Origin of the sequence: Thioalkalivibrio sp. ALJ2 (assembly GCF_000378325.1) — a bacterium.
GTDB lineage: Bacteria > Pseudomonadota > Gammaproteobacteria > Ectothiorhodospirales > Ectothiorhodospiraceae > Thioalkalivibrio.
Window position 1 is genome coordinate 274,303 of sequence record NZ_KB899555.1, and the last position, 24,927, is coordinate 299,229.

A 24,927-nucleotide genomic window follows, 5' to 3' on the forward strand; every position below is an offset into this window, starting at 1 on the left:
ACGGGCGTTCGCTCGTCGAGCGCCGGCAGGGAGTGCATGATGCAGCGGGCGTTCCGGATCCAGACTGAACTGCGGGAGATCCCGCGCCTGGCCGAGCAGGTGGAGGCCTTCTGCGAGGAGGCCGGCGTCTCGATGTCCTCGGTCTACCCGATTAATCTGGTGCTGGACGAGTGGCTGACCAATCTGATCACCTACGCCTTCGATGATGGCGCGGAGCACACCATCGAGGTGGAGCTGCGCAAGGCGGATGACGGGTTGACGATTACGGTCACCGACGACGGCCAGGCCTTCAATCCGCTGACCGATGCCCCCGAGGCCCAGCTCGACGGTGATATCGAGTCGCGTCAGGTCGGCGGGCTGGGGATTCATTTCATGAAGACGCTGATGGACGAGATCGACTACCGATCCGCCGATGGCGTCAATCGTCTGACCCTGCGCAAGCAACCGGTCTGATTCCGGTCGCGTCCGCGCGGTGTAGCGCGTGTGGGCGGGGCCGCTATTCAACGCAAACGAAAAGGCAAGGCGCACCGATGCAAGTCAACGAAGAGACGATCGACGGCGTGCTGGTCGTCAGTCCGACCGGCCGTCTGGACAGCAATACCTCGCCCGAATTCGAGGCCCATCTGTTCCAGCGGATGGAAGATCACCCGTCGCTGGTCATCCGCTTTGGCGACGTCGACTACATCTCCAGCGCGGGCCTTCGCGTGATGCTGATGACCGCGAAGAAGGTCAAGCAGAACGGTGGAAGACTGGTGCTGTGCGAGATCGGGGATCCGATTCGCGAGGTGTTCGAGATCAGCGGGTTCCTGACCATCCTCGAGGTATGTGACGATCCCCTGGGGGCCGTGGAACAGGTCAACGCCTGATGGGAAAACCCGGCCCGCTCGCGGGCCGGGTGGCAGATCGGATCATTAATCCGCCGGGGGCATGTACTCGTGCCGGATGTGATCGGGCTGCGCGGGCAGCTGGATCCCGGCCTCTTCGAGGGCTTCGGTCAGTTCCTCGCATTCGTCCAGTTCATCGGCGCGCTTTTTCAGCGTGGCCAGGGCATCGGAGGCCTCCGCCTCCGGCATCGTGATCAGCAATTCGCCGTTCTCGGCCTTTTCCAGGTGCATAACGTCCTCCTCGCGGGGTCCGTGTGTATACGAGCGGGCTCGCGTCAGTCCTCGATCGATGGCTGCTTGGGTGCGTGCTCGTCGAAGGCATGTGGCGGCTGGCGGAATTCGTTCCCCAGCTCGTAGACGCCCTGCTGCAGTACGGAGCCGAGCGCGCGCGCCCCGTTGCTGATCTCGCCCTCAAGCTCGGTGATGTTCTCCGCGATGCTCTCGGCGGTCTTCTTGTCGATCTTCAGGGTTAGGGTCCCGTCCTTCAGTGTGGCCTCCATGTCGTGCTCCTTGTCGTCTGGCTTCGTGGATCGCGTCCGCATTGCCCGCAGGGGCTGGAGCGCGTCTGAGTCGCATTCCGTTGATCTGGGTCAATACCTTCCGGCGCCGGTGCCCGAATAATGGCCCCGCAGCCTCCGGGAACTCTCCGGGCGGCCTCTAATCACAAGCTTGTGCCGATTCACGCCAGGAGAATTGCAATGACCAGAACGCTTACAAAGATGACATCACGCGCCGGTGCCCGGTTCCTGCCGATTTTCGCGATGCTGTTCGCGGGTTTGCTGCTCGCCGGTGCCGCCCAGGCCGGCAGCCATGGCGGCGAGCAGCCGGACATGGTCAAGGTCACGCCCAGCCCGATGTCCTTCCCGGACACGGTCGAGGCCTTCGAGGCCCAGGTGAAAGACGCCGGCTGGAGCGTGCTGAACAAGAACTACATGTCCGGTGTGCTCTCGCAGCGTGGTTTCACACTGGATCCGGTAGTCATCATCGACGTCTGCAGCGGGGAGTACAGCGCCCGCATTCTCGAGGAAGACGCGTTTCGGCCGGTCTCGGCCTTCATGCCCTGCCGCGTCAGCATCTACCAGGACAGCCAGGGGGATGTCTTTATCTCGCGGATGAACGTCCCGGCCTTCCTGCCGATGATGCCGGACGAGATTGCGGAGGTGATGGAACTCTCCAGCAACGAGATCGAGGCCATCATCGAGCAGACTGTAGCGGAATAATCCGCCTCCAACTCGACCCGCGGACCCGGAATTCGGGGGCGCGGTTGATGAAGCAGCGAATGGGGCACGTCCGGGACGTGCCCCATTCGCTTTTGTGGGCATAATGCGCGAGCGGCATATCGCTTACCGATTATGTCGCCTGTCCGGAGTGCGGCATGGATCGACCATTGGGAGCGGCATGCGAGTGAGCAGGGTGGGGCCGGACGAAAGCTGGCGCAGGTCACGCGGTACGGCGTGGACGGGCGGTTGCGCGTGAATGAACGCGTACACAGCCCCCTGCGCCCTGCAGCCTGGATTGCCGGTACCTACACGGTACTGGGTCTGCTGTGGATTGCATTGTCTGATGCGGTGGTGGCCTGGTGGTCGGGTGGGCAGGTCGGCGACGCGCTGACAGTAGCGAATCTCGGGAAGGGCTTCGGGTTCGTGATCGTCTCGGGTATGGCCCTGTTGCTGGCCATCCGCTGGGTCCTGGCGCGCCCTCCGGAGGGGGGGGCAGTCACCAGCCCGCTGCGCCCCGGGGGTTTCGGCTACGGGCCCTGGCTATTGCTCGTGCTGGTCGTGATTGTCTCGATCATCGGGGCCACCCTGGTGACCTACCATGTGCAGTACGCCTCGGCCCAGCGGCAGGCGCAAGAGGAGTTGCACCGCTCTGCCTTCCTGAAAGCCGGGCTGCTGGATCGCTGGCTGGCCGAGCGCGAAGGCGATGCGATGGTACTCGCCGAGGCGCGGGACTTCTCCGTCTTTGCACGAACCGCGGTCGAGATGCAGTCGGCGCTGGCGTTGGAACAGGTCCGTCACCGCCTGGAACTGATGCACGAGCGCTACGACTATGACGCCATCACGCTGATTGACCGCGACTGGCGCCCGATTGTCGAGGTGGGGCACAACTCGCTGGACCATGCCGCGGTGGACAAGGCGGTGACGGAGGCCCTGGTCAGCGGCGAGGTGAGCACCCCCCATCTGCATGCGAATGCCCGGGGCGAGGCCCGTATCAGCTGGGCGGTCCCCGTCGAGGACCGCGTGGACCCGGAGGGCGAGGCGGTTGCCGTAGTCGTGTTGTCCTCCGGTATCGAGACGCTGCGGGCGCTCCTGACCGTGGGCGAGGAAGCGGGCACCGTGGACCCGCATGTAGTGGCTCGGGAGGACGCACGCTGGGCTACGATCGCGCGGATCGAGGCAGGGGGCGGACGAATTATCGACCCGCCCGAGGCCTTTGCGCGCTTGCGCAGCGAGCTGCTCGATCAGGAACGAGACGGTGTGCGCGTGGCGTTGTTCGATGACGCCGATGGTGGTTTTCTGGCGGGCGTACAGCCACTGTCGGCGCCGGGATGGGACCTGATCCTCAAGCGAGATGTCGCACCCCTGGCGATCGTTCCGCGCCAGCAGGCGATCTGGATGGGGGCGGCCACGCTCTTTGTATGGCTGGTCGTGCTGGCAGGGGGCGGTCTGCTTTGGCGTCAGCAATGGCTGCGCCATCACTTGCAGCTGATGCATTCGCATGCCGAGCAGGACCGTCTGCTGCGGTTGTACTTCGACATGCCGTTTCTGGGCATGGCGATCTCGTATCCGGGCGGCAGGGGCTGGGAGCGGGTCAACCCGTTCCTGGCACAGATGCTGGGCTACTCGCCAGAGGAACTGGTGCGGACCGACTGGGATCGGCTGGCGGTGCCCGAGGATCGCGGCTGTGAAGCGCCGCTGGACGCGGCCATGCAGGCCGGCGAGCGGGATAGTTACAGCATCCAGAAGCGACTGCTGCGCCGGGATGGGCGCGTTCTGGTCACCGACATCGATGTGAAGTGCACGCGTACCGCCGACGGCGCCGTGGATCGCGTGGTCGCAACCATCGAGGATATCACCGAGCGGCGCGAGGAGGAGGAGCGCCGACGGCTGGCCTCGGTGGTATTCGAGAACACCCGCGAGGGCGTGGTGATTACCGACGCCACCGCCCATATCCTGTCGGTCAATGGCGCATTCACCGAGTTGATGGGATATACCCAGGACGAGGTAGTGGGGCGCACGCCCAAGATGTTCCAGTCGGGTCGCCACGACCAGGCCTTCTACGCCAACATGCGGCGTCAGATCGAGACCGAAGGGCACTGGCAGGGCGAGATCTGGAACCGGCGCAAGACCGGCGAGATCTTCCCCGAGCTGCAAAGCATCACGGCAGTGCGCGATGACCAGGGTCGCCTGACACACTATGTCTCCGTGTTCGCGGATATCTCCCGCCTCAAGGCCTCGGAGGCCGAGCTCGACTTTCTCGCGCACCACGACCCCCTGACGGAACTGCCCAACCGCCGGTTGCTACGTGCTCGACTGGCACAGGCGATCGGGCTGATGCGGCGGCGTAATGGTCTGCTGGCGGTACTGATTATCGACGTTGACCGTTTTAAGGACATCAACGACTCAAGAGGGCATGCCGCGGGTGATCGCCTGCTGAAGATTGTCGCCGATCGTCTCCAGGCGGGGCGGCGGGGGACCGACACGGTCGCCCGCCTGGCCAGCGACGAGTTTGCCGTGCTGGCGGACAACCTGGCCCATGTGGATGATGCGGCACTGGTCGCTGAAGACATCCTTCGCGAAGTGGGGCGTCCGGCGGATATCGGTGATGGTGTCGAGATCGAGATCGCGGCGACGATTGGTATCGCGGTGTTCCCGGACCACGGGGCGGATGCCGAGACCCTGTTGCAGCAGGCCGGTACGGCGCTGTCGCGTGCCAAGGAAGACGGGCGCGGCGGCTATCGCTACTACTCGGATGCCTTTACTGAAGCGGCCCGCGAGCGCATCGACCTGAATGCGCGGCTGCGGCGCGCGATCGAGCAGGACAGCCTTGAGGTTCACTACCAGCCGCAGTATCGCGTCAGTGATGGTGTGCTGATCGGGGCCGAGGCCCTGCTGCGCTGGACCGATCCCGAACTGGGGCCCGTATCGCCCGGACGCTTCATTCCGGTGGCGGAGCAGACTGGCCTGATCGTGGAGCTGGGCGACTGGGTGCTGCGGCGCGTGCTGGCGCAGGGGCAGGCCTGGCGCGATGCCGGCTATCCGGCTGTACGCCTGGCGGTGAATGTCTCCGCACTCCAGTTTCAGCGGGTGGCGATCGACCAGCAGGTGGCCGATCTGCTGGAGGGGCATGGTTATCCGGCCAAGTATCTGGAGCTGGAGATTACGGAATCGGCACTGATGTTCGACCCCGAACGCGCCCGGCGTATCCTCCAGCGGCTGCGCGAGCGGGGCGTGAGCTTCGCGGTGGACGATTTCGGGACTGGGTATTCGTCCATGGCCCAGCTCAAGCGCTTCCCGGTCGATACGCTGAAGGTCGACAAGAGCTTCGTGGATGGCCTGGCGGCGGGTGCGCACGATGCTGATGACCGCTCGATTGCGCGGGCGATCGTGGCGCTGGGACACGGGCTGGGCCTGAGCGTGCTGGCAGAGGGGGTGGAGACGCGCGAGCAGCTCGGCGCGCTGCGCGAGCTGGGCTGCGATCACTACCAGGGCTATCTGGCCAGCCGCCCGCTACCCGCCGAGCGCTTTGCCACGTTGCTGGCCGAAGGGTTGGTGGCGGAAGAGTATTAGTCCGGGCGGGCTGGGTCGGTCAGGAATTCGCTGAAGTCGTCCAGCTCCTCGCGAATGGCCGCTGTCGCGCGGGCTTCCATCTCCCGGTAGCGCGCCAGTACCCGCTCGCCGAACTCCGTTACTTGTGCGCCGCCACCACCTGAGCCTCCCTTGGCCGTCTCGACCATGGGCTCACGGAAGCTCTGGTTCATCGTCTCGACCAGATCCCAGGCACGCCGGTACGACATGCCGACACTGCGTGCCGCGGCCGAGATGGAGCCCTTCTCGCGGATGGCCTCCAGCAGCATGGCTTTGCCCGGACCCATGGCCGTGACTTCGCCGAGCAGCACGCGCAGGCGCGGGGTTTGCGAGTGATCGGAGTGGTGTGTCGTCATGCCTTGGGTGCCCCGGGTGGAACGGATATGGTGCCCGGAATGGGGATCGCCGCCAAGGCACAAACGGTAGTAGGCCAGCCCTCTGGCCGATCGGCCCTTTCCGGCGCCCAATCGGCCAGAGGGCTGGCCTCCTACAGGAAGATCAAAGCAGGGCCGGGGCGGTGGGCCCCGGCCCGTGACTCAGGCCTTGCCCTGGAGCTGCGGGATCACGGCCTCGTTTTCGAGGGTGGAGGTATCCGAGGTGATCTCTTCGCCCTTGGCGATGGAGCGCAGCAGGCGGCGCATGATCTTGCCGGAGCGGGTCTTCGGCAGGCCGTCGGCAAAGCGGATGTCGTCCGGCTTGGCGATCGGCCCGATCTGGTCGGCCACCCAGTCGCGCAGTTCCTTGACCAGTTTTTCCGCGCTGTCGCCCGTGGGACGGTCGCCGTGCATGATCACGAAGGCCACGATGGACTCGCCCTTCACGTCGTGCGGACGTCCGACCACGGCGGCCTCGGCCACGGCCTTGTGCGCGACCAGTGCGGATTCGACCTCCATGGTTCCGAGGCGATGTCCGGAGACGTTCAGCACGTCGTCGATGCGGCCCATGATCCAGAAGTTGCCTTCGGAATCGCGGCGGGCGGAGTCGCCGGCCAGGTAGTACTTGCCGCCAAATTTGGGCCAGTAGGTGTCCTTGTAGCGCTGATCGTCGCCCCAAACGGTGCGCAGCATCGAGGGCCACGGCTTCTTGATCACGAGGTAGCCACCCTGGTCGGCCGGCAGGCTGTTGCCATTCTCGTCGACGACATCGGCGTCGACGCCGGGCAGGGCCTGGGTGCAGGATCCGGGCACCAGGGTGGTGGAGCCGGGGATCGGCGCGATCATGTTGGCGCCGGTCTCGGTCTGCCACCAGGTGTCGACCACCGGGCAGCGTTCGCCGCCGACCACGCGGTAGTACCACATCCAGGCCTCCGGGTTGATCGGCTCGCCGACCGTACCCAGCAGACGCAGCTTCGAAAGGTCGTGCTGGGCAGGGAAATCGTCGCCGGCCTTCATCAGCGCGCGGATCGCCGTTGGGGCGGTGTAGAACACGGTCACGCCGTGGTCCTGGCACATCTTCCACCAGCGCCCGGCGTCGGGCACGGTCGGCACGCCCTCGTAGACGACCTGCGTCGCGCCGACCGCCAGCGGGCCGTAGGCGACGTAGGTATGGCCGGTGATCCAGCCGACATCGGCGGTGCACCAGTAGACGTCGTCGCCCTGCAGGTCGAACACCCACTGGTTGGTGATGATCGCGCCCAGCAGGTAGCCGGCACTGGAGTGCTGGATGCCCTTCGGCTTGCCGGTGGAGCCGGAGGTATAGAGCAGGAACAGGGGGTGCTCGGACTCGACCCACTCCGGCTCGCAGTCCACCGACTCGCCGTCCACGGCGTCGTCCCACCAGACGTCGCGCTCGTCCTGCATGGTCACGTCGTTGCCGGCCCGCTTGCAGACGATGACCTTCTCGACGTCGGCCGGATTGGAGTCCAGCGCCTTGTCGACGTTGGCCTTGAGTGCCACGGTCTTGCCACCGCGCACGCCACCATCCGCCGTGATGACCAGCTTTGCGCCGGAGTCGACGATGCGGTCACGCAGGGCATCGGCGGAGAAGCCCCCGAAGACCACCGAGTGGATCGCGCCGATGCGGGCGCAGGCCTGCATGGCGATCACGGCCTCGGCGTTCATCGGCATGTAGATGATCACCCGGTCGCCCTTTTCCACATCCATGGTCTTGAGCGCGTTGGCGAGCTTCCCGACCTCGTTGTAGAGGTCGCGGTAGGTCAGGTTGCGGGTCTCGCCGTTCTCCGCCTCGAAGATGATTGCGGTCTTGTCGCCGCGGACCTCCAGATGGCGGTCGATGCAGTTGTAGGACACGTTCATGCGCCCGTCGGCGAACCAGCGGTAGTGGGGGGCGTTCGAGCTGTCCAGGCCTTCGGTGAACTCGGTCTGCCAGTCGATCTTCTCGCGCGCGAGGTCGCACCAGAAGCCCTCGTAGTCGGCATCGGCCTTCTTGTACAGGGCCTCGAGATCCTCGGGCTTCAGACGGGCGTTCTTCGTGAACTCCGCCGGCGGCGCGAAGTGACGGGTCTCGTGCAGCGTGGACTCGATGGTGTCGCTCATCAGGGCCTCCGTGATTCAGTTCGGGAATCGTGATCAATTCGTGGCATTTTGGGGGCTGAGGATAGCATGCCGACCGTCGGGATCCGTGCTTTCAGAACCAGCCGGGACGGAACAGTACGCGCGCCAGCGGGACCTGCGCGTCCGGGGAAAGCTGGCTGACCAGGGCGGCGAACAGCTCGCCCGCGGCCAGCGCGTCGAACAGTGCATCGTGCGCACGGTACTGCGGCAGATTGTAGCGTGTGCGCAGGGTGTGCAGGCGCATGCCATCTGCCGGGATGGGGCGTCCTGCACGGCGCAGCTGGCGCTCGGCCAGGCGCAGGGTGTCTACCACCGGGAGTGGGGGACGCACGCCGTACAGACGTTGGCACGCCTCCTCCAGAAAGCCGAGCTCCAGTGCGGCGTGATGGGCGACCAGGATGCGTCCCTGCAGCGCCTCGAACAACGCGTCCAGGGCGTTGTCGACGGTGCCCCCTCCGGCGGCCTCGCGGTCGGTGATGCGGTGGATGACCGCGCTTTGTTCCGGCACCGGGCAATCCGCGCGCACTAGCCGCTGATCGGCGGTCGCCAGGTCGATCCGTACACCGTCCATCGCGACCCAGCCGATGCTCAGGATCGCATCGTGCTCCGGGTCGAGCCCCGTGGTTTCGAGATCCACCGCGAGAAAGCGACAGCCCGCCACCACGTGCCGGGCGGAGGGCAGGGGTGACTCCAGGCAGGCCCGCAGGGCCCCTGCCGGGGCGTGTCGCGCTGCTCGCTGGCGGTCCCGGCAAAAACGCCAGTGCCCGATGGGGCGCATCCATGGGGTGTCCTCCGGCCGTGGGCAGGGCATCAGGAGGCCTCAAGCCGGGGAGGAATTCGACACACAGGGCTAGTCACCCGTGTACCCGCTCGGCCTGAGCCAGGGCGGCCTTCTGCGCATGGGCCACCAGACGAAATGCGTTTTTCAGGTGGCTGCGCTCCAGCCCGGACAGCTCGTTCGGGGGCAGGGCGTTGTCGGGGGCGGACCCGCGCCGGATCTGCTCGGCCTGCAGGCGCGCGCGCAGCGTGGCGATGAACTGCCAGGCGTCGATCAGGTCGGCGCCTGTGCCCTCCGACAAAACACCCGCGTGGCGAGCGGCCCGCAGTCGCTCGACCGTGCCACGGGCGTCCGACCCGGCGCGCAGGGCAAACACCCGGGCCAGAGCGACGATCGGCATCAGGCCGCGCATCTTCAGGTCCAGGGTGTCGGCGTGTTCGCCCCCGCGCTCGAGTACGAACTGGCGAAAGAATCCGAGCGGCGGGCGCAGCTCCCGTGCCTGGTCGGCGAGCGTGCTCAATACCGCTTCGCTGCGATAGCCCTGTTCCAGGACCGCGTGGCGCATGGGCTCGAACAGGCGGGTCGGGCCATGGATCACGCGCAGATCGAGGTAATGGGTGGCGAGCATCGCATCGCGCGGTGAGGGGTGGCTCAACACCCGTCGAATCTCGCGCTCCCAGTCGCTGGTCGAACGGCGCCAGTGGGGCTGGCTTGGGTCGACATCGCCCGGACAACGGCGGATGCCGCAGGCTGCCAGGCCTTCGCCGACCTCGTTGGCCAGGCGCTGGAACCAGGCGTCGGCATCGGGGGGTGCCGCATCGTCGCAAACCAGCGCCGTGTCCTGATCGGTATGCACCGTCTGTTCGTGCCGCCCCTGACTGCCGCTGGCCAGCCAGGCGTAGGCGGTTGGCGCGGGGCCGAGCTTCTCTTCCGCCTGTTCGATCAGGCACTGCGTGAGGGTGTCGATCACCGTGGTGATGGTCTGGCCGATCTGGGTCGCATCGGCCCCGGCCTCGACCAGTTGCACCTGAAGGCTGGGCAGGGCGCGCATCACGTCACGCAGGCCGTCGAGGCCGTCGGCGCGGCGCAGATCGCGTACCAGGTAGACCGCGCTGGTGCCCTGATGTCGGATCAGGTCGGTGCTGGAGAGGATCCCGACCAGCGGGCCGTTCTCGCCATCGGTGACCGGCAGGTGGTGGATGTCCCGCCGCGCCATGCGCAGGAGAGCATCGAAGGCCGGGGTGTCGCGGCTGACCGAGGCGACCGGCCGGGCCATGCATTCGGCCACGCGGCATCCGGGGTCGGTGCCGGCGGCCAGGGCATGGCGCAGGTCGGTGTCGGTCAGGATGCCCACGGGGATGTCTTCCATTCCGGGCTCGTGCAGCAGCAGGGCGGAGATGTCCGCCTCGGTCATGCGCTGGGCCGCCTCGCGCAGGGTGAGGCTGGTGGGCGACATGATGGGTCGTGGCGTCATCAGGGCACGCACGGGGGTGGTCAGCAGGCTGCGCTCGCCCGCCGGCGAGGTCGCGGCTGGCGCCCGCAGGCGGTCGGTGCCGAGATCGACAAACTCGCGGAAGGCCTCGTCCCGGCCGGCGAGATCGCGGGCACGACCGGCCTCGAGCTGGTAGATCAGGGCATCCTCGGTGATGCGGCCGTGCAGGTGGTCGGTGTGGGCGGTGTTGAGCAGGTCGCCCTCGCCCAGACGGTCCTGGAGCTGGTCCTGGGCGTCGTACAGTTCGGCGGCCCCGGTGCGCACGATCCACAGCTCGCCGGGGGGCGCATCTTCGGGCGGGAACGGGCTGTCTTCGCGCAGGTAGCGCAGCGTCAGGCGCCGAACGAGGCTGGTACGGGTTTCGGACGGCAGTCGTGCGAGCTCCGGGCAGCGTTCGAGGAACTCGCGAATCTCTTCCAGTTCACCGTTCATGTGCGTACCAGGCAACCTTCGTTCGCGGCGTGGGTGGTGGGGTCAGAGCAATTCTCCAGTGCCTCTGCCGGGTACTGGAGAATTATCCCGAAGGAAAAAAGGCCGACCCGGCATGCGCCGGGCCGACCCCCGGGGGAACCGGATCCCCCTTTCTTGCATGGACGTTCGTCATGCATTTCCATTCATGGTGGGCCGAGAGGCCCGGTCATGCCGCCGGCATGACCGGGCACGACATCAGCTCGGGTTGTCGGTGCGCGGGACACGCACGCTTTCCACCAGCTCCTGGATATGCTGCGGCGGCTCCTTGGTCAGCTTCATCACGATGTAGGCCGCGACGAAGTTGAACACCGCACCAATGGCGCCGAAGCCTGTCGGGTTCACGCCGAACAGCCAGTACTCCTCGGTATCCGGGAGCATGGCGGTGCCGGAGAAGAAGAACCACCCCTTGTAGGTAAAGATGTACAGCAGGGTGGTCACCAGACCGACCAGCATGCCGGCGATCGCGCCTTCCTTGTTCATCTTCTTCATGAAGATGCCCATCATCAGGGTCGGGAACAGCGAGGCCGCGGCCAGACCGAAGGCTAGTGCTACCACCTCGGCCGCAAAGCCCGGTGGATTCAACCCCAGATATCCGGCGAACAAGATTGCGCCTGCCATGGCGATACGTCCCGCCATCAGCTCGTTTTTCTCGCTGATTCGAGGCATGAATACGCCCTTCAGCAAGTCATGCGAGATGGCCGACGAGATGGCCAGCAACAGCCCGGCCGCGGTCGACAGGGCCGCCGCGATACCACCGGCCGCCACCAGCGCGATCACCCAGCCCGGAAGACCGGCGATCTCGGGGTTGGCCAGCACCATGATGTCGCGGTCGAGGGTCACGATCTCGGAGCCTTCCCAGCCGTATTCCTCTTCCGCCATCGCGGCGAACTCTTCGTTGTCCTCGTTGTAGTACTGGATGCGGCCGTCTTCGTTCTTGTCCTCGAACGCGAGCAGACCGGTCTGTTCCCAGCGCTCCATCCAGGCCGGCTTGTCCTCGTAGGCCAGGTGGCCTTCTTCGGTGCCGATCTCGCCCGGATGCACGGTGTTGACGAGGTTCCAGATCGCCATCGCACCGACCGCCGGGGCGGTGGTGTAGAGGATGCCGATGAAGACCAGCGCCCAGCCGGCGGACTTACGCGCATCGCGCACACGCGGCACGGTAAAGAACCGGATGATCACGTGCGGCAGACCGGCGGTACCGATCATCAGCGCCATCGTCAGCAGGAACATGTTGAGCATGCTCATGCCGCCCTCGGTGGCCGAGTACATGGTGAAGCCAAGATCCACCATCGTCTGGTCCAGGGCCTCCAGCAGGTAGGTGTCCTGACCCTGCAGGGTGGAACCCAGGCCGATCTGCGGGAACACCTGGCCGGTGAGCGTCAGCGAGATGAAGACCGCGGGCACCGTGTAGGCGAAGATCATGATCACGTACTGTGCGATCTGGGTGTAGGTAATCCCCTTCATCCCGCCGAGCACCGCGTAGATGAACACCACCGCCATGCCCGATACCAGGCCAATGGCCAGCGGCACTTCAAGGATGTTGGAGAACGCGATCCCCACACCACGCATCTGCCCGATCACGTAGGTGATGGACATCGCGAGCAGCGAGATGACTGCCACCACACGCGCGACCTTCGAGTAGAACCGGTCACCGATGAATTCCGGCACCGTGAACTTGCCGAACTTGCGCAGGTACGGGGCCAGCAGCAGGGCCATCAGCACGTAGCCGCCGGTCCAGCCCATCAGGTAGGCGCCCCCGGTAAAGCCGAGGAACGCGATCAGGCCGGCCATGGAGATGAACGACGCGGCGGACATCCAGTCCGCAGCGGTGGCCATCCCGTTGGCGATGGGATTGACACCGCGGCCGGCGACATAGAACTCGCTGGTCGAACCGGCGCGCGCCCAGATGGCGATGCCGATGTACAGGGCGAAGGTCGCCCCGACCACGAGCAGGCTTAGAGTCTGTTGATCCATGACAGGCTTACTCCTCGTGGACGTTGTACTTGCGATCCAGGACGTTCATGCGCCAGGCATAAACGAAGATCAGGATGATGAAGGTGTAGATCGCGCCCTGCTGGGCGAACCAGAAGCCCAGCGGATACCCGCCGATCGAGAACGCGTTCAGCGGTGCGGCCAGAATGATCCCCAGCCCGAAGGACACGAGAAACCAGACGGCAAGGCAGATTGCCAACAGGCGCAGATGCTCGCGCCAGTAGGCCTGCCGGCTCAGGTCTTCTTGTGACATGACGTAGCTCCTCTCATAGGTTTTATTGTTCGCTGTGACTCGTCTATGCGATTCGTCACAGCTGGTACTGCACTTCAAGCTGGCCTTGCAGCTTGCGGGCCTGCCGGAAGGATTCCTTGAGGATGCGTCCCTCAAGGGTGCCCAGTTCCTCCGGCCGGATTCGGTTGTCGTCGTCGCGTCCTTCTCGCAGCGCCTTTTGCTGGGCCCGCAGGCGCAGCATCTGCAGATAGCGCAGGGCGGCGTGATAGTCGCGCGCGTCGGATTCGCGCATCACCTCCGCGGTAACGGCCTGGTCGAGACGCTCGTGGGTGCGGGTGGCTGGCAGTTCGGCGGCCAGCGCGATCACGCGTGCCGCATCCACGAACGGGGTCAGCCCCTGCTTCTTGATGTCGATGCCGTCCGCACCGCTCTTGATCTCGCCGAACAGCCCCAGCGGCGGGCGAAAGGCCTGCTGGTTGGCCGCCATCTGGCGGCGGAAGCGGCTGTTGTAGGCGGTCTTTTGCAGCAGCTGGGTGCGCAGGGCCTCTACCGGGCCGTGGTCGCCATCCACCGCGCGCAGGTCGAAGAAGATGGTGCTCTTGAGCAGGTGATCGGGCGTGCCCTGCTCGATCCAGCGGGTAAAGCGCCGATCCCACTCCGGGCCGCTCAGGCAGCACTCCGGATTGCCCGCCATGATGTTGCCGGGGCACAGCATGAAGCCGCACTCGGCGAGTGCCTCGTTCACGGCCCGGGCGTAGGGCAGCAGGCGCTCGCGGACCGCATCCGCATCGCCGGCCTCGGCATCGAACAGGATGCCGTTGTCCTGGTCGGTGACCAGGGCCTGTTCCTCGCGCGCCTGGGAGCCGAAGGCCAGCCAGGTGAAATCGATCCCTTCGATCGCCTCGTATTGGGGGCGCAGCAGGGCCAGCACGCGGCGCGTGGCGTGCTCGTTCAGGCGCGTGATCAGGCGCAGCACCTGATCCGCCTCGGCCCCCTGGCCGACGACCGCCTCGATCAGGCGCGGGACCTGGCGCAGCCGTTCGGCAATGGCCGCCACGCTGTCGGCGCGGCGAATCTCGCGCACCAGGCCGTCCAGGGTCAGGGGCTGACTGGTGAGCAGGTCGCGTTCGCCGAGCACGCCGACCAGGCGGCCGTCGCGTACCACGCACAGATGCGTCATCCCGTGTTCGGTCATCGCCTCGATGCCCTCGAAGCCCGGCGCGCTTTCCTCCAGGGCGACCGGTTCGGGCGTCATCACCGCGTCCAGCGGGGTGTCGAGGTCGACATCCTTCAGGGCGACCCGTGCCAGCAGGTCCCGCAGGGTGAAGATGCCCACCGGTCGTTGTTCGGCGTCCACCGCGACCACGGAGCCCACGCGCTCGTCGCGCATGGTGGTCAGCACCTCGCGCAGGTGTGTGTCGGGACGGCAGGTCACCGGGACGCGGGCAATGCGCAGCGCGAGCGGGGTATTCAATTGCCCGGCTGCGCCGCCGTCACGGCTGGACAGGGTGTCGAGGCCCTGTTGCAGGCGGTCCAGCAGGTTGGCCAGCCGTCGCGTGCAGAAGTCATTGAAGATGCGGGAGCGCGTGCGCAGCCGGTCGAAGTCCTCCAGGTCCAGCTCCAGGCATACCGTGTCCTCGGCCGCTCGGTGTACCGTATGAACGGCCCGGCGACCGAGCAGGGCGCCGATCGGAAAACACTCGCCGGGGATCAGTTCCCACGCCTTGCCCGAGAGTTGCTCGTCTTCGCTGGGGGTCTCGCCACGGATACGCCCCTGGCGGATGATGTGAAAGCGGCGCGCCGGTCCGGCATCGGGATCCGTGATGCGGGCCCCGCGCGCGTAGAAGCGACTCTCCAGACGCGGTACGAGGAACTCCAGCGCGTCGGGTTCGAGCTGATCGAACGGGGCGTGGGCGCTGAGGAACTCGCGGGTGCTGTCGAGCGCGTCGGTCATGGCGGTGGCGCATTCCCCTGGGTGAACGGGATCACAGAATGGCCTTCAACCTGCAAAAAGCACGCCATAAGTGGACAGTATTGGGAATCAGTCGTTTGGATGTACGACTTTCTTGCGGGTGTTACGCAAGGTAACGCTGGTGTTTCGATGCGTGACATGAACGCTTTTTGCGAAGACAAAGGAGCCCGCGATGCCTGTATCGCAAGGTTGCATCCTCGAGCAGATTGACCAGTTTGCAGACCTCGTGCCCGAGGAGAAGGCCCTGTTGTTGCAACTGGAGAAGGACCCGAAGCGTTACGCCGCCCAGACCTGCCTGTGTGCGGCTGGCGAGGAGGCCGAGCGTTTCTACACGTTGCGTTCTGGTTGGGCCTGTGCGGTACGCGACCTGGCCGATGGGCGGCGTCAGGTCCTGGACATCTTCCTGCCGGGGCAAATCCTGGGCTTGCGCGAGATGGGGTTCAACGAGGCGCGCTCGGACTTCGTCGCGCTGACGGACATCGAGGCCTGCCCGTTTCCCCGCCGTCAGTTGACCGAGGTGTTCGAGCAGGCCCCGCGTCTGGCTTCACTGTTCTTTCTGATCCTGGCGCGCGAACAGTCGATGCTGGTGGAGCGCATCATCAACATCGGCCGCCGGCCCGCGGCCGAGCGCCTCGCGCATTTTCTCCTCGAGATGAAAGTGCGCCTGCAGCGTCCGTCCGAGGAGGTACGGCTCCCGATGAATCAGAGCGTGCTCGGGGATGCGCTGGGCATGTCCGCGGTGCATGTGAGTCGATCGTTCAGCCAGCTGCGCAAGCGGGACCTCATTAGCACGGAAGACGGAGCCATCCGAATCAAGGATATGGACGGACTGGTACGCTTCTCCGGATTCCACCAGGCCTATCTGGACTGCGAAGCCAACTGGGTGAAAAGCGCAAGCCTCGGTTGCGCGGAGGAAGCCTCATAAAGCAATCGCCCGGCTCAAGGCCGGGCGATTGCAGTGCCAGAAAGACGTCTATAGCGGGGGGCGTCGTCCCGTGATGAAGAAGATGACCGCCAGGATCAGGCCCACCACGAAAAGAATCCATGCAATATTGGTCGCTGCGCCCGCGATCCCGCTCAGGCCCAGCACGCCGGCTACGATTCCGACGATCAAGAACATCAGTGCCCATCCCAGCATCGTCCACTCCTTTTTTGGCTGTAATCGCGCCTGAAGTGTAGGGCATGGTCCGCGCTTTTGCGCGGTCCAGCGCCCGCAGGGTGTCTCGGTTCTCATTTTTCCCGTTTCCGGGGAGCTTTTTGCTTCAGGTTAATGCCATCGTTATCCGGTCTGTTCAGGCTTTACCGCCCGCGTGATGCAGACGCATTCAACAAAGGGAAAATGTATGAACAAAGATCAGATGCTGGGGCGCAGCGAACGATTCAAGGCGCGGCTGAAACAGGAATGGGGCCGCCTGACCGATGACGAGGTAGTCGAGGCCGAGGGCAATATGGACGAGCTGGCCGCGCGGGTTCGCGAGAAATACGGTGATAGCCAGGAAAAGATTGCCGCTAAGATCAACGAACTGATGGACGAGGTGCGTAATGAAGAAGACTCCTGAGACCCCGGCTGTTCGTTGGGTGGCGATGGGGCTGGCTGCGGCAGGCCTGCTGTTTTTGTCGGCCTGTTCCGATTCGGATACGGCGGATGATGCCGGTGCAACGTTCGAAGAAACGGTAGAAGACGCCGTGGATGCCGTTGAAGAATCGGGCGATGAGGCACGCGGCTGGATCGAAGATCAGCGTGAGGACGAAGACGAAATCCAGCGTGAGGAAGAAGAAAACGAGGAGCAATACGGAGACGAGTACTATGACGAGCACCGGGACGGAAACCCTATTCGTTTCGATTAGTCCGTAGGCGTTTGAACCAGAAGGCTGGGGCGCGGGTGGCCACGAGCGGGTGGTCATCCGCGCCCCAGCCTTTTTGTTTTTATGGGTCGTTTTAGATTGATCCCTGACTTTCTCCTTAACCTGAGTCAAAGTGGGTGTGCGCTTTGTCAATGATTGATGACCGGGGCATGTAGATATCGGTGTAATTATGAATCGGTTCAACCATTGCGCCTTCCATGGGGCCTGGATTGAATCAAGAATCATCTCCGTTCCTTTGCCGTCCTCAAGCACGATTAGCAAATGAGAAGGAGATGAAGATGAAACGTTATCTGGCTGCCGGGGTTGCAGTATCGGCGCTCGTCCTGTTTGGTTCCCAGAGTGCGCTTGCACAGCAGGACCGTGACCGTACGACGCAGGAGCGCGACCGCACCACAGGCCTGTATATGGGTCTGGGTACGGGGTTCAGTTCATTGAAGAATGACAGCGACGAGGTCGCGGATTTTATTGGGTCCGGGACGTCGGACTACAGCATCGACGATGACGACAATGTCTGGCGCGGCTTTGTCGGTTACAACTTCAATCGCTATCTCGCGGTCGAGGGCTTCTATACCGATCTGGGCGAGGTGCACCTGCGGGGCGACCAGGACGGTGCCCATTCGAGCGTCCGCTCGACGGCCTACGGTGCCAGTGTGCTCGGGAAGTTGCCGATTGGCCCCTATGTAGAGGCCTTCGCGAAGGTCGGCGCGGCCAAGTGGGATGCGGACGTGCGCGGCAACCTGGGAGACGAGGGCCGTACGCTGCGCAGTCAGGACGGTTTCGATCCGGTCTATGGTGTCGGCATGCAGGTCAATCTGAACGCGTTCATGATTCGCGCGGAATACGAGCGCTATGACTTCGACAGCGACTACAAGATGGACGCCTTTACCGCGTCGCTGGGCTGGCGCTTCTAGGGGAGTGAAGGACGCTATACAAGCCTGGCGGGTATCGGCGAGCAAGCCGATCCGGCTTGCCGGGTCGTTTCGCCATGGCCCTGGGCAACACAGGCACGCCGCCCCGGCGCTTTGCACAGGGGCGGCGTTTTGCCGTTTGCGACCAGCTGCCTGTCAAGCGGCCTTGGCCTTGGCCAGGCCCTGCTGGCGACCCGGGCGGGCCTCCTTGAGGGTCACCAGTTCCTCGGCGCTGGTGGGGTGCAGCGGAATGGTCAGGTCCAGGTCGCGTTTGGTGGCGCCCATGCGCACGGCCACGGCAAAGCCCTGCAGCATCTCGTCTACATGGGCACCGATCATGTGGATGCCGACGACTTTTTCATTCTCTTCGGCGCAGACCAGCTTCATCGCGACGGGCGGCACCTCGCCCTTGGCGAAGGCGCGGTCCAGGCCGCCGAACTGGGTCTCGTAGATGCGCACTGAATCACCGAAGCGCTCCACGGCCTGCGGCTCGGTCAGCCCGACCATGCCGGCGGTCGGGTGGGTAAAGGTGACCGTCGGGATCTGGTCGTAGTCCACGGGCACAGGGTTCGTCTCCGGGGCATACCAGTGATCTGCCAGTCGGCGACCGGCCGCGATGGCAACCGGGGTCAGCGGACCCTTGCCTATGATGTCGCCCAGGGCATAGATGCCGTCGACGCTGGTTGCCTGCCACTCATCCACCGGGACGGTGCCATCGCGGGCCAGTTTGACACCGGCGTCTTCCAGCCCCATGTCAGCGGTGGCCGGCTTGCGGCCAACGGCCCATAGCACTTTCTCGTACGGGCCCAGTTCCTGGCCGCCCTCGAGCTGGACGGTCACGGCGCCGGGCTTGCCGCCCAGGCCGGCGACCTTCACGCCCAGGTGGCGGTCGATGCCCTGGTACTCCATGTGTTGATCAAGCGCCTGCGAGACCATCGGGTCGAACATCTCCAGCACGCGGTCCTCCATCGCAACCACGTCGGTCTTCACGCCCATGGAGCGCAGCATGCCGGCCATCTCCAGGCCGATGTAACCGGCGCCGATCACGGCGATGGATTCCGGCAGTTCGGTCCACTCGAAGAAGTCGTCGGAGGTCGCGCCCAGTTCGGCCCCTTCCAGCGGCGGCACGATCGGGGCACCGCCCATCGCCAGCACGATCCGCTCGGCGGTGTATTCGGTGCCGCTGTCGCTGATCACCTTGTTCCTGTCGGTCAGGCGAGCGCGTTCCGGGATGTGGGTCACGCCCAGCTTCTCCAGGTGCCCGGCCCAGAACTGGTTCAGGCCTTTCAGCATGGCCTGGCGCTGGTTCGCCAGATCGGTGTAGCGGATGCCCTTGATCTCGACATCGACACCGAACTCGTGCGCCTGACGGGCCTGCGCAGCATGCTCGGCGGCATACCAGGTGAGCTTTTTCGGCACGCAGCCTTCGTTCACACAGGTACCGCCGAGCGGTTTCGGGTCGAACACGGCGACGCGCGCGCCGTGCGGGGCGGCGCGTTCCGCCACGGCCAAGCCGCCACTGCCGCCGCCAATCACGATGATGTCGTAGTGTTCCATGTCGGTTCCTCGAAGGGTTCGGTGAAAATGGTACATAACGACCGCGTTCCGCGCGGTCGCCAGGGTCTGCCATCCGTGTCCGGACGTCCGCCTGTGCGGGCATCCGGACACGGATGGCCACCCCACAGGGTGACCACCGGGGACGGGTCACAAGGACCCGACCCGGCAGGCGGGGTTACGCCGCCTTCTTCTCGCGGGAGATCCACTCCTGGAGATCTTCCGAGTCGCCGATGCGGTGGCCGCCCACGAATACCTGCGGGACGGTCATCGCACCGGTGGCGGCGCGCAGGCTGCGCAGGCTGGCGTCGCGGCCCAGCACGATCTCTTCGTAGTCGAGACCGGCGTTCTCGAGCATCTCCTTGGCACTGGCGCAGTACGGGCAGCCGGGCTTGGTGAAGACGACCACGTCTTCGGGGCAGGCCGCGTCCGGGGCGACGTGGGCGAGCATCGTGTCGGCGTCGGAGACCACGAAGGGGTCGCCCGGCTCGTCCGGCTCGATGAACTGCTTCTCGATCACACCGTCACGCACCAGCATGGAGTAGCGCCAGGAGCGGTGGCCGAAGCCGAGGTCGCTCTTGTCGACCAGCATGCCCATCTGCTCGGTGAACTCGCCGTTGCCGTCGGCGATGAAGGTCACGCGGTCGGCCTGCTGGTCAGCCTGCCAGGCCTCCATCACGAAGCCGTCATTGACCGAGATGCAGACGATCTCGTCGATGCCGTGCTTCTTGAGCACCGGCGCCAGCTCGTTGTAGCGCGGCACGTGGGCCGAGGAGCAGGTCGGGGTGAACGCGCCCGGCAGGGCGAAAACGACCACGTTGCGACCCTTGAACAGGTCTTCCGAGCGTACGTCGTTCCAGTCGTTGTCCTTGCGGCAGCGGAAGGTGACTTCCGGGACGCGCTGGCCTTCGCGATTTTCGAGTTCCATAAATACTCTCCTTAATTAAATGGCGCTTGCTTGTCAGTCAGGGATGAAGATTTCTTTTCGGCCGGGGTAGTTCCCGGCTACGGGACCCAAGGTAAGGCCTGGCCATCGATTGATCCAGTTTTATGTTTCTATTGTGTCATTAGTTTTCGGCTATTGTGTATGCTTGACGTCACCCGGCCAAACCCGGAAGCTTGCCACCCCGATTCGAGTTCGCCTCGATTCGAGGACCGCGTTATGGTGGTCCGTATCAGTCCCCTCGCGACGACAGGTTGTGAATCCCGCCAGGCCCGGAAGGGAGCAACGGTAGCAGCTGCGTCGGGCGCCGGGGTGTGGCGGGTGCGGGCCACCACCCTTTTCCCTGCGGCCCCGACTCCTGCGGTGATGGCCCCGCACGCGGGCTCGCGAAAGACTGCACTGACGGGGGAGGCATGAGTCACCAGGTTCTGGCCCGCAAGTGGCGTCCCGGTCGTTTCGAGGACCTGGTCGGGCAACCGCATGTGGTGCGTGCTCTGGCCAATGCCCTGAGCGGGGATCGTCTGCACCATGCCTACCTGTTCGCCGGGACGCGCGGCGTGGGCAAGACCACGATCGCCCGCATCCTCGCGCGCTGTCTGAACTGCGAGACGGGTGTTACCCCGACCCCCTGCGGTGAGTGCCGTTCCTGCGTGGAGATCGCCGAGGGCCGGCATCTGGACCTGATCGAGGTCGATGCCGCGTCCCGTACCCGCGTGGACGACACCCGCGAGCTGCTGGACAACGTCTCCTATGCCCCGACGGCGGGGCGTTTCAAGGTGTACCTGATCGATGAGGTGCACATGCTCTCCGAGAAGAGCTTCAACGCCCTGTTGAAGACGCTGGAAGAGCCGCCGGATCACGTGAAGTTCCTGCTCGCCACGACTGATCCGCAGAAGCTGCCGGTCACCGTGCTGTCGCGCTGCCTGCAGTTCAATCTCAAGCCGATGCCGCCGGCGCTGATCGCCGAGCACCTGACGCGCATCCTCGAGGCCGAAGGCTTGCAGGCCGAACCGGGCGCGCTGCTGCGCCTGGGCGAGGCGGCCGAGGGTTCCATGCGCGACGCGCTGAGCCTGACTGACCAGGCCATCGCCTACGGCGGCGATCGCCTGACCGAGTCCGATGCCTGCGACATGCTGGGCCTGCTGCCGCGAACCCGCCTGACCGGCCTGCTGGACGCGGCGTTTTCCGGTGATGGTCCGGGCTTGATGCAGGGTTTGCAGGAACTTACGGGGCTGGGGCCTGACTGGTCCCGCCTGCTGGACGAGCTGGCGGCCCTGGTGCATCGCGTGGCCGTGGAGCAGCTGGTTCGCAGTGCCGCCGGCGCGGACGGTGACGATGCCGCCGAACGCTGGGCGCGCGAGACCGCAGCTCGGGTGGATCCGGAAACCCTGCAGCTGACCTACCAGATCCTGATCCATGGAGCCCGCGATCTGCCCTGGGCGCCGGATGCGCAGATGGGCGTGGAGATGACCCTGTTGCGTCTGCTGGCCTTTCGGCCGGAAGGGCCCGGCGAAGGGGTCGTGCCCGTCGAGCGCCAGGGCGGGGCCCCGGCCGCACCGCAAGCTGGCCCGAGTGCGGGTTCGGCCCCGGCCCGGCCCGACACCACGGCGCGGTCGGCTCCGCCCCCCATCCCGGAGCCGCCGCGCGAGCGGGTTCAGGAGCGGGTGCGCGAGCCGGATCCCGGCCCGGATACCGGGCCGGCCGAGTCTACGCCGCCACCCCGGGATGCCAAGCCTGTCATGCCCCCGGAGCCGGATTCCGGGCCCTTTGACTGGCATCGCTTTGCCGAAGGTCTGCCGACCGGCACGGTGCGCGAACTCGCGCTGCATGGCGAATTGCAGCAACTGGATGACGAAAGCGTCGTGATCGCCGTAGCCCCGGGTACGCTCTATACCGATCGAACCCGTACGCGCCTGAAGGAGGCCCTGGAGAAACGCCTCGGGCACTCGGTGCGGCTGGAGATTGTCGACCAGACACAGCCCTCGCAGGCCACGCCCGCTGCACGGCTTGCGGCAGACGCAGCGGAACGTCAGGCTAGCGCCGAAACGGCGATGCGCGAGGATCCGGTGGTACAGGCCCTGGGCGAGGCCTTCGGGGCCGAACTGGGCGCGGTACGCATTCGCGAGGACCGTGCGGGTGATGAGCCGTCCGCGTCGCAATCGATTGAACGATAACCCCTGCGCAAGGCGCAGGGCAGGAGAGCGAAATCATGATGAAAGGTGGCATGGGTGGCCTGATGAAGCAGGCCCAGAAGATGCAGGAAGACATGCAGAAGATGCAGGCGGAGCTGGCCGAAATGGAGATCGAGGGCCAGGCAGGCGGCGGTCTTGTGAGTGTGCTCATGACCGGCAAGTACGCGGTGCGCCGGGTCAAGATCGACCCCAGCCTGCTGGAGGACGACCGCGACATGATCGAGGACCTGGTGGCCGCGGCCATCAATGACGCCGTGCAGAAGGTCGAGTCCACCACCCAGGAGCGCATGGGCAGCCTGACCGAAGGTATGGGCCTGCCGGCCGGGATGAAGCTGCCGTTCTGATCGCGTCTCCCTGGGTCGGAACCGGCGCTGCGCGCGATGGACGCTGAACTCGACGAACTGGTGCAGGCGCTGCGCTGCCTGCCGGGTGTCGGTGCCAAGTCCGCGCGGCGTATGGCGCTGCACCTGCTGGAGCGCGACCGCGACGGTGCGCGCCGGTTGGCACGGGCCGTCGATCAGGCGGTCGAGCGCGTCGGGCACTGCCAAGTGTGCCGCACGCTGACTACCGCAGAGGTATGTCCTCGCTGCGCGGATCCCGAGCGCGACCCGGGCGTGATCTGCGTGGTCGAGAGCCCGGGCGATGTGATGGCCATCGAGTCGGCGACCGACTTTGCCGGCCGTTTCCACGTGTTGCTCGGGCGGTTGTCGCCGCTGGATGGCATTGGTCCCGAAGAGCTGGGGCTGGATCAGCTGGAGACGCGCTTGCAGGAAGAGGGCGTACGCGAGCTGATCCTGGCGACCAATACCTCGGTCGAGGGCGAGGTCACCGCGCACTACCTCGCTGAAATGGCGGCGCGCCACGGCATTCGCGCTACGCGCATCGCGCAGGGCGTGCCGACCGGGGGCGAGCTCGAGTACATCGATGCGGGGACCCTGGCGCATGCCTTGTCGGGGCGCCGCGATTACTGATCGGGATCAGGTTTTCGGGATGCATTGAATGCATTACCGTTTCCTGATATAAACCCGCGCGTCGTTTAGGAGAACAAGATGGCTGACTGCATCTTTTGCAAGATCGTCGCGGGGGAGATCCCGGCGAAGGTCGTGTTCGAGGACGACCAGGTCCTGGCCTTTGAAGACCTGAATCCTCAGGCCCCGACGCATGTGCTGGTGATCCCGAAACAGCACATCGCCACCCTGAACGAACTGACCGCCGAGACGGCCCCGGTGATTGGGCACATGGCGCACGTGGCGGCACAGATTGCACGCGATCGCGGATTTGCGGAAAACGGTTATCGAACCGTGATGAACTGCAACCAAGACGGCGGGCAAACGGTCTACCATGTACACATGCACGTACTGGGCGGTCGCGCGCTGAGCTGGCCCCCGGGCTGATCGAGACAACACAACACGGACGATACGGCGTGACGCGACGGAATCATCACGGTGAAGCCAGGCAAGCAGCGCGGGGCAACAGCCCGCAGCTGGCGCCTGCGCGTGTGCCGGTCGCGCTGGCACTGGCCGTCTTGTTCGGAGTGGCCGCCACCAGTGTGGCGCATGCCGACGATCGCTATTCCCTGACGTATACCCCCACCAGCACCGAGTCGACGCTTGGTGGGCCGGATCGCGTCGATGAAGAAGCCGAGTACGAATCCGAGAGCGGGACCGTGGTGGACCCGGTGGGCATGGAGCCGATCGGTGGCTCTGCCCGCTCCGCGCCCAACGTCCTGCCGATGACCGATCCGGAACCCGCCTCGGCGAGTCGCGACTGGCGCTATCAACTGACGCTGCGCACCGAGACCACTGGTGGCCTTCCGGGTGACGAGACCGGCATGGGCGTCCTCTCCAGCCGCCTGTTCGAGGTGGAAGGGGCTTACCACCAGCAGCTGGGCGCGGGCTTTGGTTATGGCTTGAACCTGGGGGTTGGTATGGAGACTCGTCCGGGCTGGTCGGACCTGGGCCCGGAGACTGAATCCACGGCCTATTTCACCGACCTCAGCTTCGGCCCCACCTTTGCGTCCGGGTCTGGCCGCTTTGACAGCCAGTTCCGTGTCGGCGTGCGCCAGTCACTGACGAGTGGAGACGATGCCCTCGGCTTCGGCTACGGGGGCCGTCATCGCGAGTTGGGTCGCAGCGCGGGGTATCTCAGCCTCGACAGTCGCCTGCGCCTGCAGAATCAGTCCGAGTTGTCGCTGAGCCTGTATTACGACGACTACTCGCTGAACACCTCAAGCGACTGGATGTCCGATCGCCTCGATTTCGAGAGTACCCGCGACTCTTCGTCGTCGGTGGTCGGCGTGGAGATGGGGCTGACGTTCTAGTC

Annotated in this window: 25 protein-coding genes and 1 other RNA gene; 14 read left to right on the forward strand and 12 right to left on the reverse strand. The window is 65.3% G+C overall.

The window, feature by feature from the left end:
* Positions 1–39 precede the first annotated feature (39 nt).
* Together F468_RS0106540 and F468_RS0106545 are read left to right on the forward strand one after the other, a co-directional pair.
* The gene (locus F468_RS0106540; RefSeq protein ID WP_018138470.1) at positions 40–453 is read left to right on the forward strand and encodes an ATP-binding protein; all 414 of its coding nucleotides are present in this window, start codon (positions 40–42) and stop codon (positions 451–453) included.
* A 77-nt stretch (positions 454–530) separates the two neighbouring features.
* A complete protein-coding gene (locus F468_RS0106545; protein ID WP_018138471.1) occupies positions 531–866 on the forward strand; it encodes an STAS domain-containing protein in 336 nt (111 codons plus the stop codon).
* Between the two features lie 45 nt (positions 867–911).
* Here F468_RS0106545 and F468_RS0106550 read toward each other — a convergent pair whose 3' ends face one another.
* Together F468_RS0106550 and F468_RS0106555 are read right to left on the reverse strand one after the other, a co-directional pair.
* On the reverse strand, positions 912–1,115 hold the full coding sequence (locus F468_RS0106550) for a hypothetical protein (RefSeq protein ID WP_018138472.1): 204 nt from the start codon (positions 1,113–1,115) through the stop codon (positions 912–914).
* Between the two features lie 44 nt (positions 1,116–1,159).
* The gene (locus tag F468_RS0106555; protein ID WP_018138473.1) at positions 1,160–1,384 is read right to left on the reverse strand and encodes a hypothetical protein; all 225 of its coding nucleotides are present in this window, start codon (positions 1,382–1,384) and stop codon (positions 1,160–1,162) included.
* A 219-nt stretch (positions 1,385–1,603) separates the two neighbouring features.
* Here F468_RS0106555 and F468_RS0106560 point away from each other — a divergent pair, with 219 nt between their 5' ends.
* Positions 1,604–2,104 carry a DUF302 domain-containing protein gene (locus F468_RS0106560; RefSeq protein WP_018138474.1) on the forward strand — a complete coding sequence of 167 codons (501 nt, stop codon included), beginning with the start codon at positions 1,604–1,606 and terminating at the stop codon, positions 2,102–2,104.
* A 234-nt stretch (positions 2,105–2,338) separates the two neighbouring features.
* Positions 2,339–5,674 carry a GGDEF domain-containing phosphodiesterase gene (locus F468_RS0106565; RefSeq protein ID WP_018138475.1) on the forward strand — a complete coding sequence of 1,112 codons (3,336 nt, stop codon included), beginning with the start codon at positions 2,339–2,341 and terminating at the stop codon, positions 5,672–5,674.
* Here F468_RS0106565 and F468_RS0106570 read toward each other — a convergent pair.
* The 7 genes from F468_RS0106570 to F468_RS0106600 all read right to left on the reverse strand — a co-directional run bounded on the left by F468_RS0106570 (position 5,671) and on the right by F468_RS0106600 (position 15,124).
* Positions 5,671–6,048, reverse strand: coding sequence for a winged helix-turn-helix domain-containing protein (locus tag F468_RS0106570; protein WP_018138476.1), 378 nt, complete (start codon positions 6,046–6,048; stop codon positions 5,671–5,673). The genes F468_RS0106565 and F468_RS0106570 overlap by 4 nt on opposite strands.
* A 180-nt stretch (positions 6,049–6,228) precedes the next feature.
* The gene (gene acs, locus F468_RS0106575) at positions 6,229–8,187 is read right to left on the reverse strand and encodes an acetate--CoA ligase (protein WP_018138477.1); all 1,959 of its coding nucleotides are present in this window, start codon (positions 8,185–8,187) and stop codon (positions 6,229–6,231) included.
* Between the two features lie 91 nt (positions 8,188–8,278).
* The gene (locus tag F468_RS0106580; RefSeq protein ID WP_018138478.1) at positions 8,279–8,869 is read right to left on the reverse strand and encodes an exonuclease domain-containing protein; all 591 of its coding nucleotides are present in this window, start codon (positions 8,867–8,869) and stop codon (positions 8,279–8,281) included.
* A 190-nt stretch (positions 8,870–9,059) separates the two neighbouring features.
* Positions 9,060–10,907 carry a putative nucleotidyltransferase substrate binding domain-containing protein gene (locus F468_RS0106585; protein WP_018138479.1) on the reverse strand — a complete coding sequence of 616 codons (1,848 nt, stop codon included), beginning with the start codon at positions 10,905–10,907 and terminating at the stop codon, positions 9,060–9,062.
* A gap of 234 nt (positions 10,908–11,141) precedes the next feature.
* Positions 11,142–12,920 carry a sodium:solute symporter family protein gene (locus F468_RS0106590; protein ID WP_018138480.1) on the reverse strand — a complete coding sequence of 593 codons (1,779 nt, stop codon included), beginning with the start codon at positions 12,918–12,920 and terminating at the stop codon, positions 11,142–11,144.
* A gap of 7 nt (positions 12,921–12,927) precedes the next feature.
* Positions 12,928–13,191 carry a DUF4212 domain-containing protein gene (locus tag F468_RS0106595; RefSeq protein WP_018138481.1) on the reverse strand — a complete coding sequence of 88 codons (264 nt, stop codon included), beginning with the start codon at positions 13,189–13,191 and terminating at the stop codon, positions 12,928–12,930.
* Positions 13,192–13,246: 55 nt separating this feature from the next.
* Positions 13,247–15,124, reverse strand: coding sequence for a DUF294 nucleotidyltransferase-like domain-containing protein (locus F468_RS0106600; protein ID WP_018994792.1), 1,878 nt, complete (start codon positions 15,122–15,124; stop codon positions 13,247–13,249).
* 190 nt (positions 15,125–15,314) lie between these two features.
* On the opposite strand from F468_RS0106600, the gene F468_RS0106605 reads away from it, so the two are divergent.
* Entirely contained in the window at positions 15,315–16,067 is a 753-nt protein-coding gene (locus tag F468_RS0106605) for a Crp/Fnr family transcriptional regulator (protein WP_018994793.1), read from the forward strand.
* Between the two features lie 48 nt (positions 16,068–16,115).
* Here the strand turns inward: F468_RS0106605 and F468_RS14140 are convergent, their stop codons facing one another.
* Positions 16,116–16,280, reverse strand: coding sequence for a DUF1328 domain-containing protein (locus F468_RS14140; protein WP_012983227.1), 165 nt, complete (start codon positions 16,278–16,280; stop codon positions 16,116–16,118).
* A gap of 205 nt (positions 16,281–16,485) precedes the next feature.
* Between F468_RS14140 and F468_RS0106615 the strand changes: the two genes are divergently transcribed.
* The 3 genes from F468_RS0106615 to F468_RS0106625 all read left to right on the forward strand — a co-directional run bounded on the left by F468_RS0106615 (position 16,486) and on the right by F468_RS0106625 (position 17,919).
* Positions 16,486–16,701: a CsbD family protein gene (locus F468_RS0106615; RefSeq protein ID WP_018138484.1), complete on the forward strand. Its 216-nt coding sequence runs from the start codon at positions 16,486–16,488 to the stop codon at positions 16,699–16,701.
* A 25-nt stretch (positions 16,702–16,726) separates the two neighbouring features.
* A complete protein-coding gene (locus F468_RS0106620) occupies positions 16,727–16,990 on the forward strand; it encodes a hypothetical protein (protein WP_018994794.1) in 264 nt (87 codons plus the stop codon).
* Positions 16,991–17,286: 296 nt separating this feature from the next.
* Positions 17,287–17,919 (forward strand): porin family protein, encoded by a 633-nt coding sequence (locus F468_RS0106625; protein ID WP_018994053.1) that lies wholly within the window; start codon positions 17,287–17,289, stop codon positions 17,917–17,919.
* 153 nt (positions 17,920–18,072) lie between these two features.
* Here F468_RS0106625 and gorA read toward each other — a convergent pair whose 3' ends face one another.
* Both gorA and F468_RS0106635 read right to left on the reverse strand, forming a co-directional pair.
* Positions 18,073–19,473 carry a glutathione-disulfide reductase gene (gene gorA, locus F468_RS0106630; RefSeq protein WP_018138487.1) on the reverse strand — a complete coding sequence of 467 codons (1,401 nt, stop codon included), beginning with the start codon at positions 19,471–19,473 and terminating at the stop codon, positions 18,073–18,075.
* 175 nt (positions 19,474–19,648) lie between these two features.
* A complete protein-coding gene (locus F468_RS0106635; RefSeq protein WP_018138488.1) occupies positions 19,649–20,398 on the reverse strand; it encodes a glutathione peroxidase in 750 nt (249 codons plus the stop codon).
* A 245-nt stretch (positions 20,399–20,643) separates the two neighbouring features.
* Here F468_RS0106635 and ffs point away from each other — a divergent pair.
* The 6 genes from ffs (at position 20,644) to F468_RS0106660 (ending at position 24,925) form a co-directional block, all read left to right on the forward strand.
* An RNA gene (gene ffs / locus F468_RS14145) (signal recognition particle sRNA small type) lies at positions 20,644–20,740 on the forward strand.
* Positions 20,741–20,826: 86 nt separating this feature from the next.
* Positions 20,827–22,587, forward strand: coding sequence for a DNA polymerase III subunit gamma/tau (dnaX, locus tag F468_RS0106640; protein WP_018994796.1), 1,761 nt, complete (start codon positions 20,827–20,829; stop codon positions 22,585–22,587).
* A 35-nt stretch (positions 22,588–22,622) separates the two neighbouring features.
* Positions 22,623–22,949, forward strand: coding sequence for a YbaB/EbfC family nucleoid-associated protein (locus tag F468_RS0106645; RefSeq protein ID WP_018138490.1), 327 nt, complete (start codon positions 22,623–22,625; stop codon positions 22,947–22,949).
* A 36-nt stretch (positions 22,950–22,985) separates the two neighbouring features.
* Positions 22,986–23,576 carry a recombination mediator RecR gene (gene recR / locus F468_RS0106650; RefSeq protein ID WP_018138491.1) on the forward strand — a complete coding sequence of 197 codons (591 nt, stop codon included), beginning with the start codon at positions 22,986–22,988 and terminating at the stop codon, positions 23,574–23,576.
* A 78-nt stretch (positions 23,577–23,654) separates the two neighbouring features.
* Positions 23,655–23,999, forward strand: coding sequence for a histidine triad nucleotide-binding protein (locus tag F468_RS0106655; protein WP_012983218.1), 345 nt, complete (start codon positions 23,655–23,657; stop codon positions 23,997–23,999).
* A gap of 104 nt (positions 24,000–24,103) precedes the next feature.
* Positions 24,104–24,925, forward strand: a complete 822-nt coding sequence (locus F468_RS0106660; protein WP_018175488.1) for a hypothetical protein — start codon at positions 24,104–24,106, stop codon at positions 24,923–24,925.
* Positions 24,926–24,927 lie beyond the last annotated feature (2 nt).

Excerpts from the sequence above, each read along its gene's own strand:
- F468_RS0106635 (WP_018138488.1), bottom strand. The coding sequence starts at position 20,398 with ATGGAACTCGAAAATCGCGAAGGCCAGCGCGTCCCGGAAGTCACCTTC.
- recR (WP_018138491.1), top strand. The coding sequence starts at position 22,986 with ATGGACGCTGAACTCGACGAACTGGTGCAGGCGCTGCGCTGCCTGCCG.
- F468_RS0106540 (WP_018138470.1), top strand. The coding sequence starts at position 40 with ATGCAGCGGGCGTTCCGGATCCAGACTGAACTGCGGGAGATCCCGCGC.
- F468_RS0106585 (WP_018138479.1), bottom strand. The coding sequence starts at position 10,907 with ATGAACGGTGAACTGGAAGAGATTCGCGAGTTCCTCGAACGCTGCCCG.
- dnaX (WP_018994796.1), top strand. The coding sequence starts at position 20,827 with ATGAGTCACCAGGTTCTGGCCCGCAAGTGGCGTCCCGGTCGTTTCGAG.
- F468_RS14140 (WP_012983227.1), bottom strand. The coding sequence starts at position 16,280 with ATGCTGGGATGGGCACTGATGTTCTTGATCGTCGGAATCGTAGCCGGC.
- F468_RS0106545 (WP_018138471.1), top strand. The coding sequence starts at position 531 with ATGCAAGTCAACGAAGAGACGATCGACGGCGTGCTGGTCGTCAGTCCG.
- F468_RS0106655 (WP_012983218.1), top strand. The coding sequence starts at position 23,655 with ATGGCTGACTGCATCTTTTGCAAGATCGTCGCGGGGGAGATCCCGGCG.
- F468_RS0106615 (WP_018138484.1), top strand. The coding sequence starts at position 16,486 with ATGAACAAAGATCAGATGCTGGGGCGCAGCGAACGATTCAAGGCGCGG.
- F468_RS0106645 (WP_018138490.1), top strand. The coding sequence starts at position 22,623 with ATGATGAAAGGTGGCATGGGTGGCCTGATGAAGCAGGCCCAGAAGATG.
- gorA (WP_018138487.1), bottom strand. The coding sequence starts at position 19,473 with ATGGAACACTACGACATCATCGTGATTGGCGGCGGCAGTGGCGGCTTG.
- F468_RS0106605 (WP_018994793.1), top strand. The coding sequence starts at position 15,315 with ATGCCTGTATCGCAAGGTTGCATCCTCGAGCAGATTGACCAGTTTGCA.
- F468_RS0106570 (WP_018138476.1), bottom strand. The coding sequence starts at position 6,048 with ATGACGACACACCACTCCGATCACTCGCAAACCCCGCGCCTGCGCGTG.
- F468_RS0106600 (WP_018994792.1), bottom strand. The coding sequence starts at position 15,124 with ATGACCGACGCGCTCGACAGCACCCGCGAGTTCCTCAGCGCCCACGCC.
- F468_RS0106555 (WP_018138473.1), bottom strand. The coding sequence starts at position 1,384 with ATGGAGGCCACACTGAAGGACGGGACCCTAACCCTGAAGATCGACAAG.
- acs (WP_018138477.1), bottom strand. The coding sequence starts at position 8,187 with ATGAGCGACACCATCGAGTCCACGCTGCACGAGACCCGTCACTTCGCG.
- F468_RS0106620 (WP_018994794.1), top strand. The coding sequence starts at position 16,727 with ATGGGGCTGGCTGCGGCAGGCCTGCTGTTTTTGTCGGCCTGTTCCGAT.
- F468_RS0106595 (WP_018138481.1), bottom strand. The coding sequence starts at position 13,191 with ATGTCACAAGAAGACCTGAGCCGGCAGGCCTACTGGCGCGAGCATCTG.
- F468_RS0106550 (WP_018138472.1), bottom strand. The coding sequence starts at position 1,115 with ATGCACCTGGAAAAGGCCGAGAACGGCGAATTGCTGATCACGATGCCG.
- F468_RS0106625 (WP_018994053.1), top strand. The coding sequence starts at position 17,287 with ATGAAACGTTATCTGGCTGCCGGGGTTGCAGTATCGGCGCTCGTCCTG.
- F468_RS0106560 (WP_018138474.1), top strand. The coding sequence starts at position 1,604 with ATGACATCACGCGCCGGTGCCCGGTTCCTGCCGATTTTCGCGATGCTG.
- F468_RS0106590 (WP_018138480.1), bottom strand. The coding sequence starts at position 12,920 with ATGGATCAACAGACTCTAAGCCTGCTCGTGGTCGGGGCGACCTTCGCC.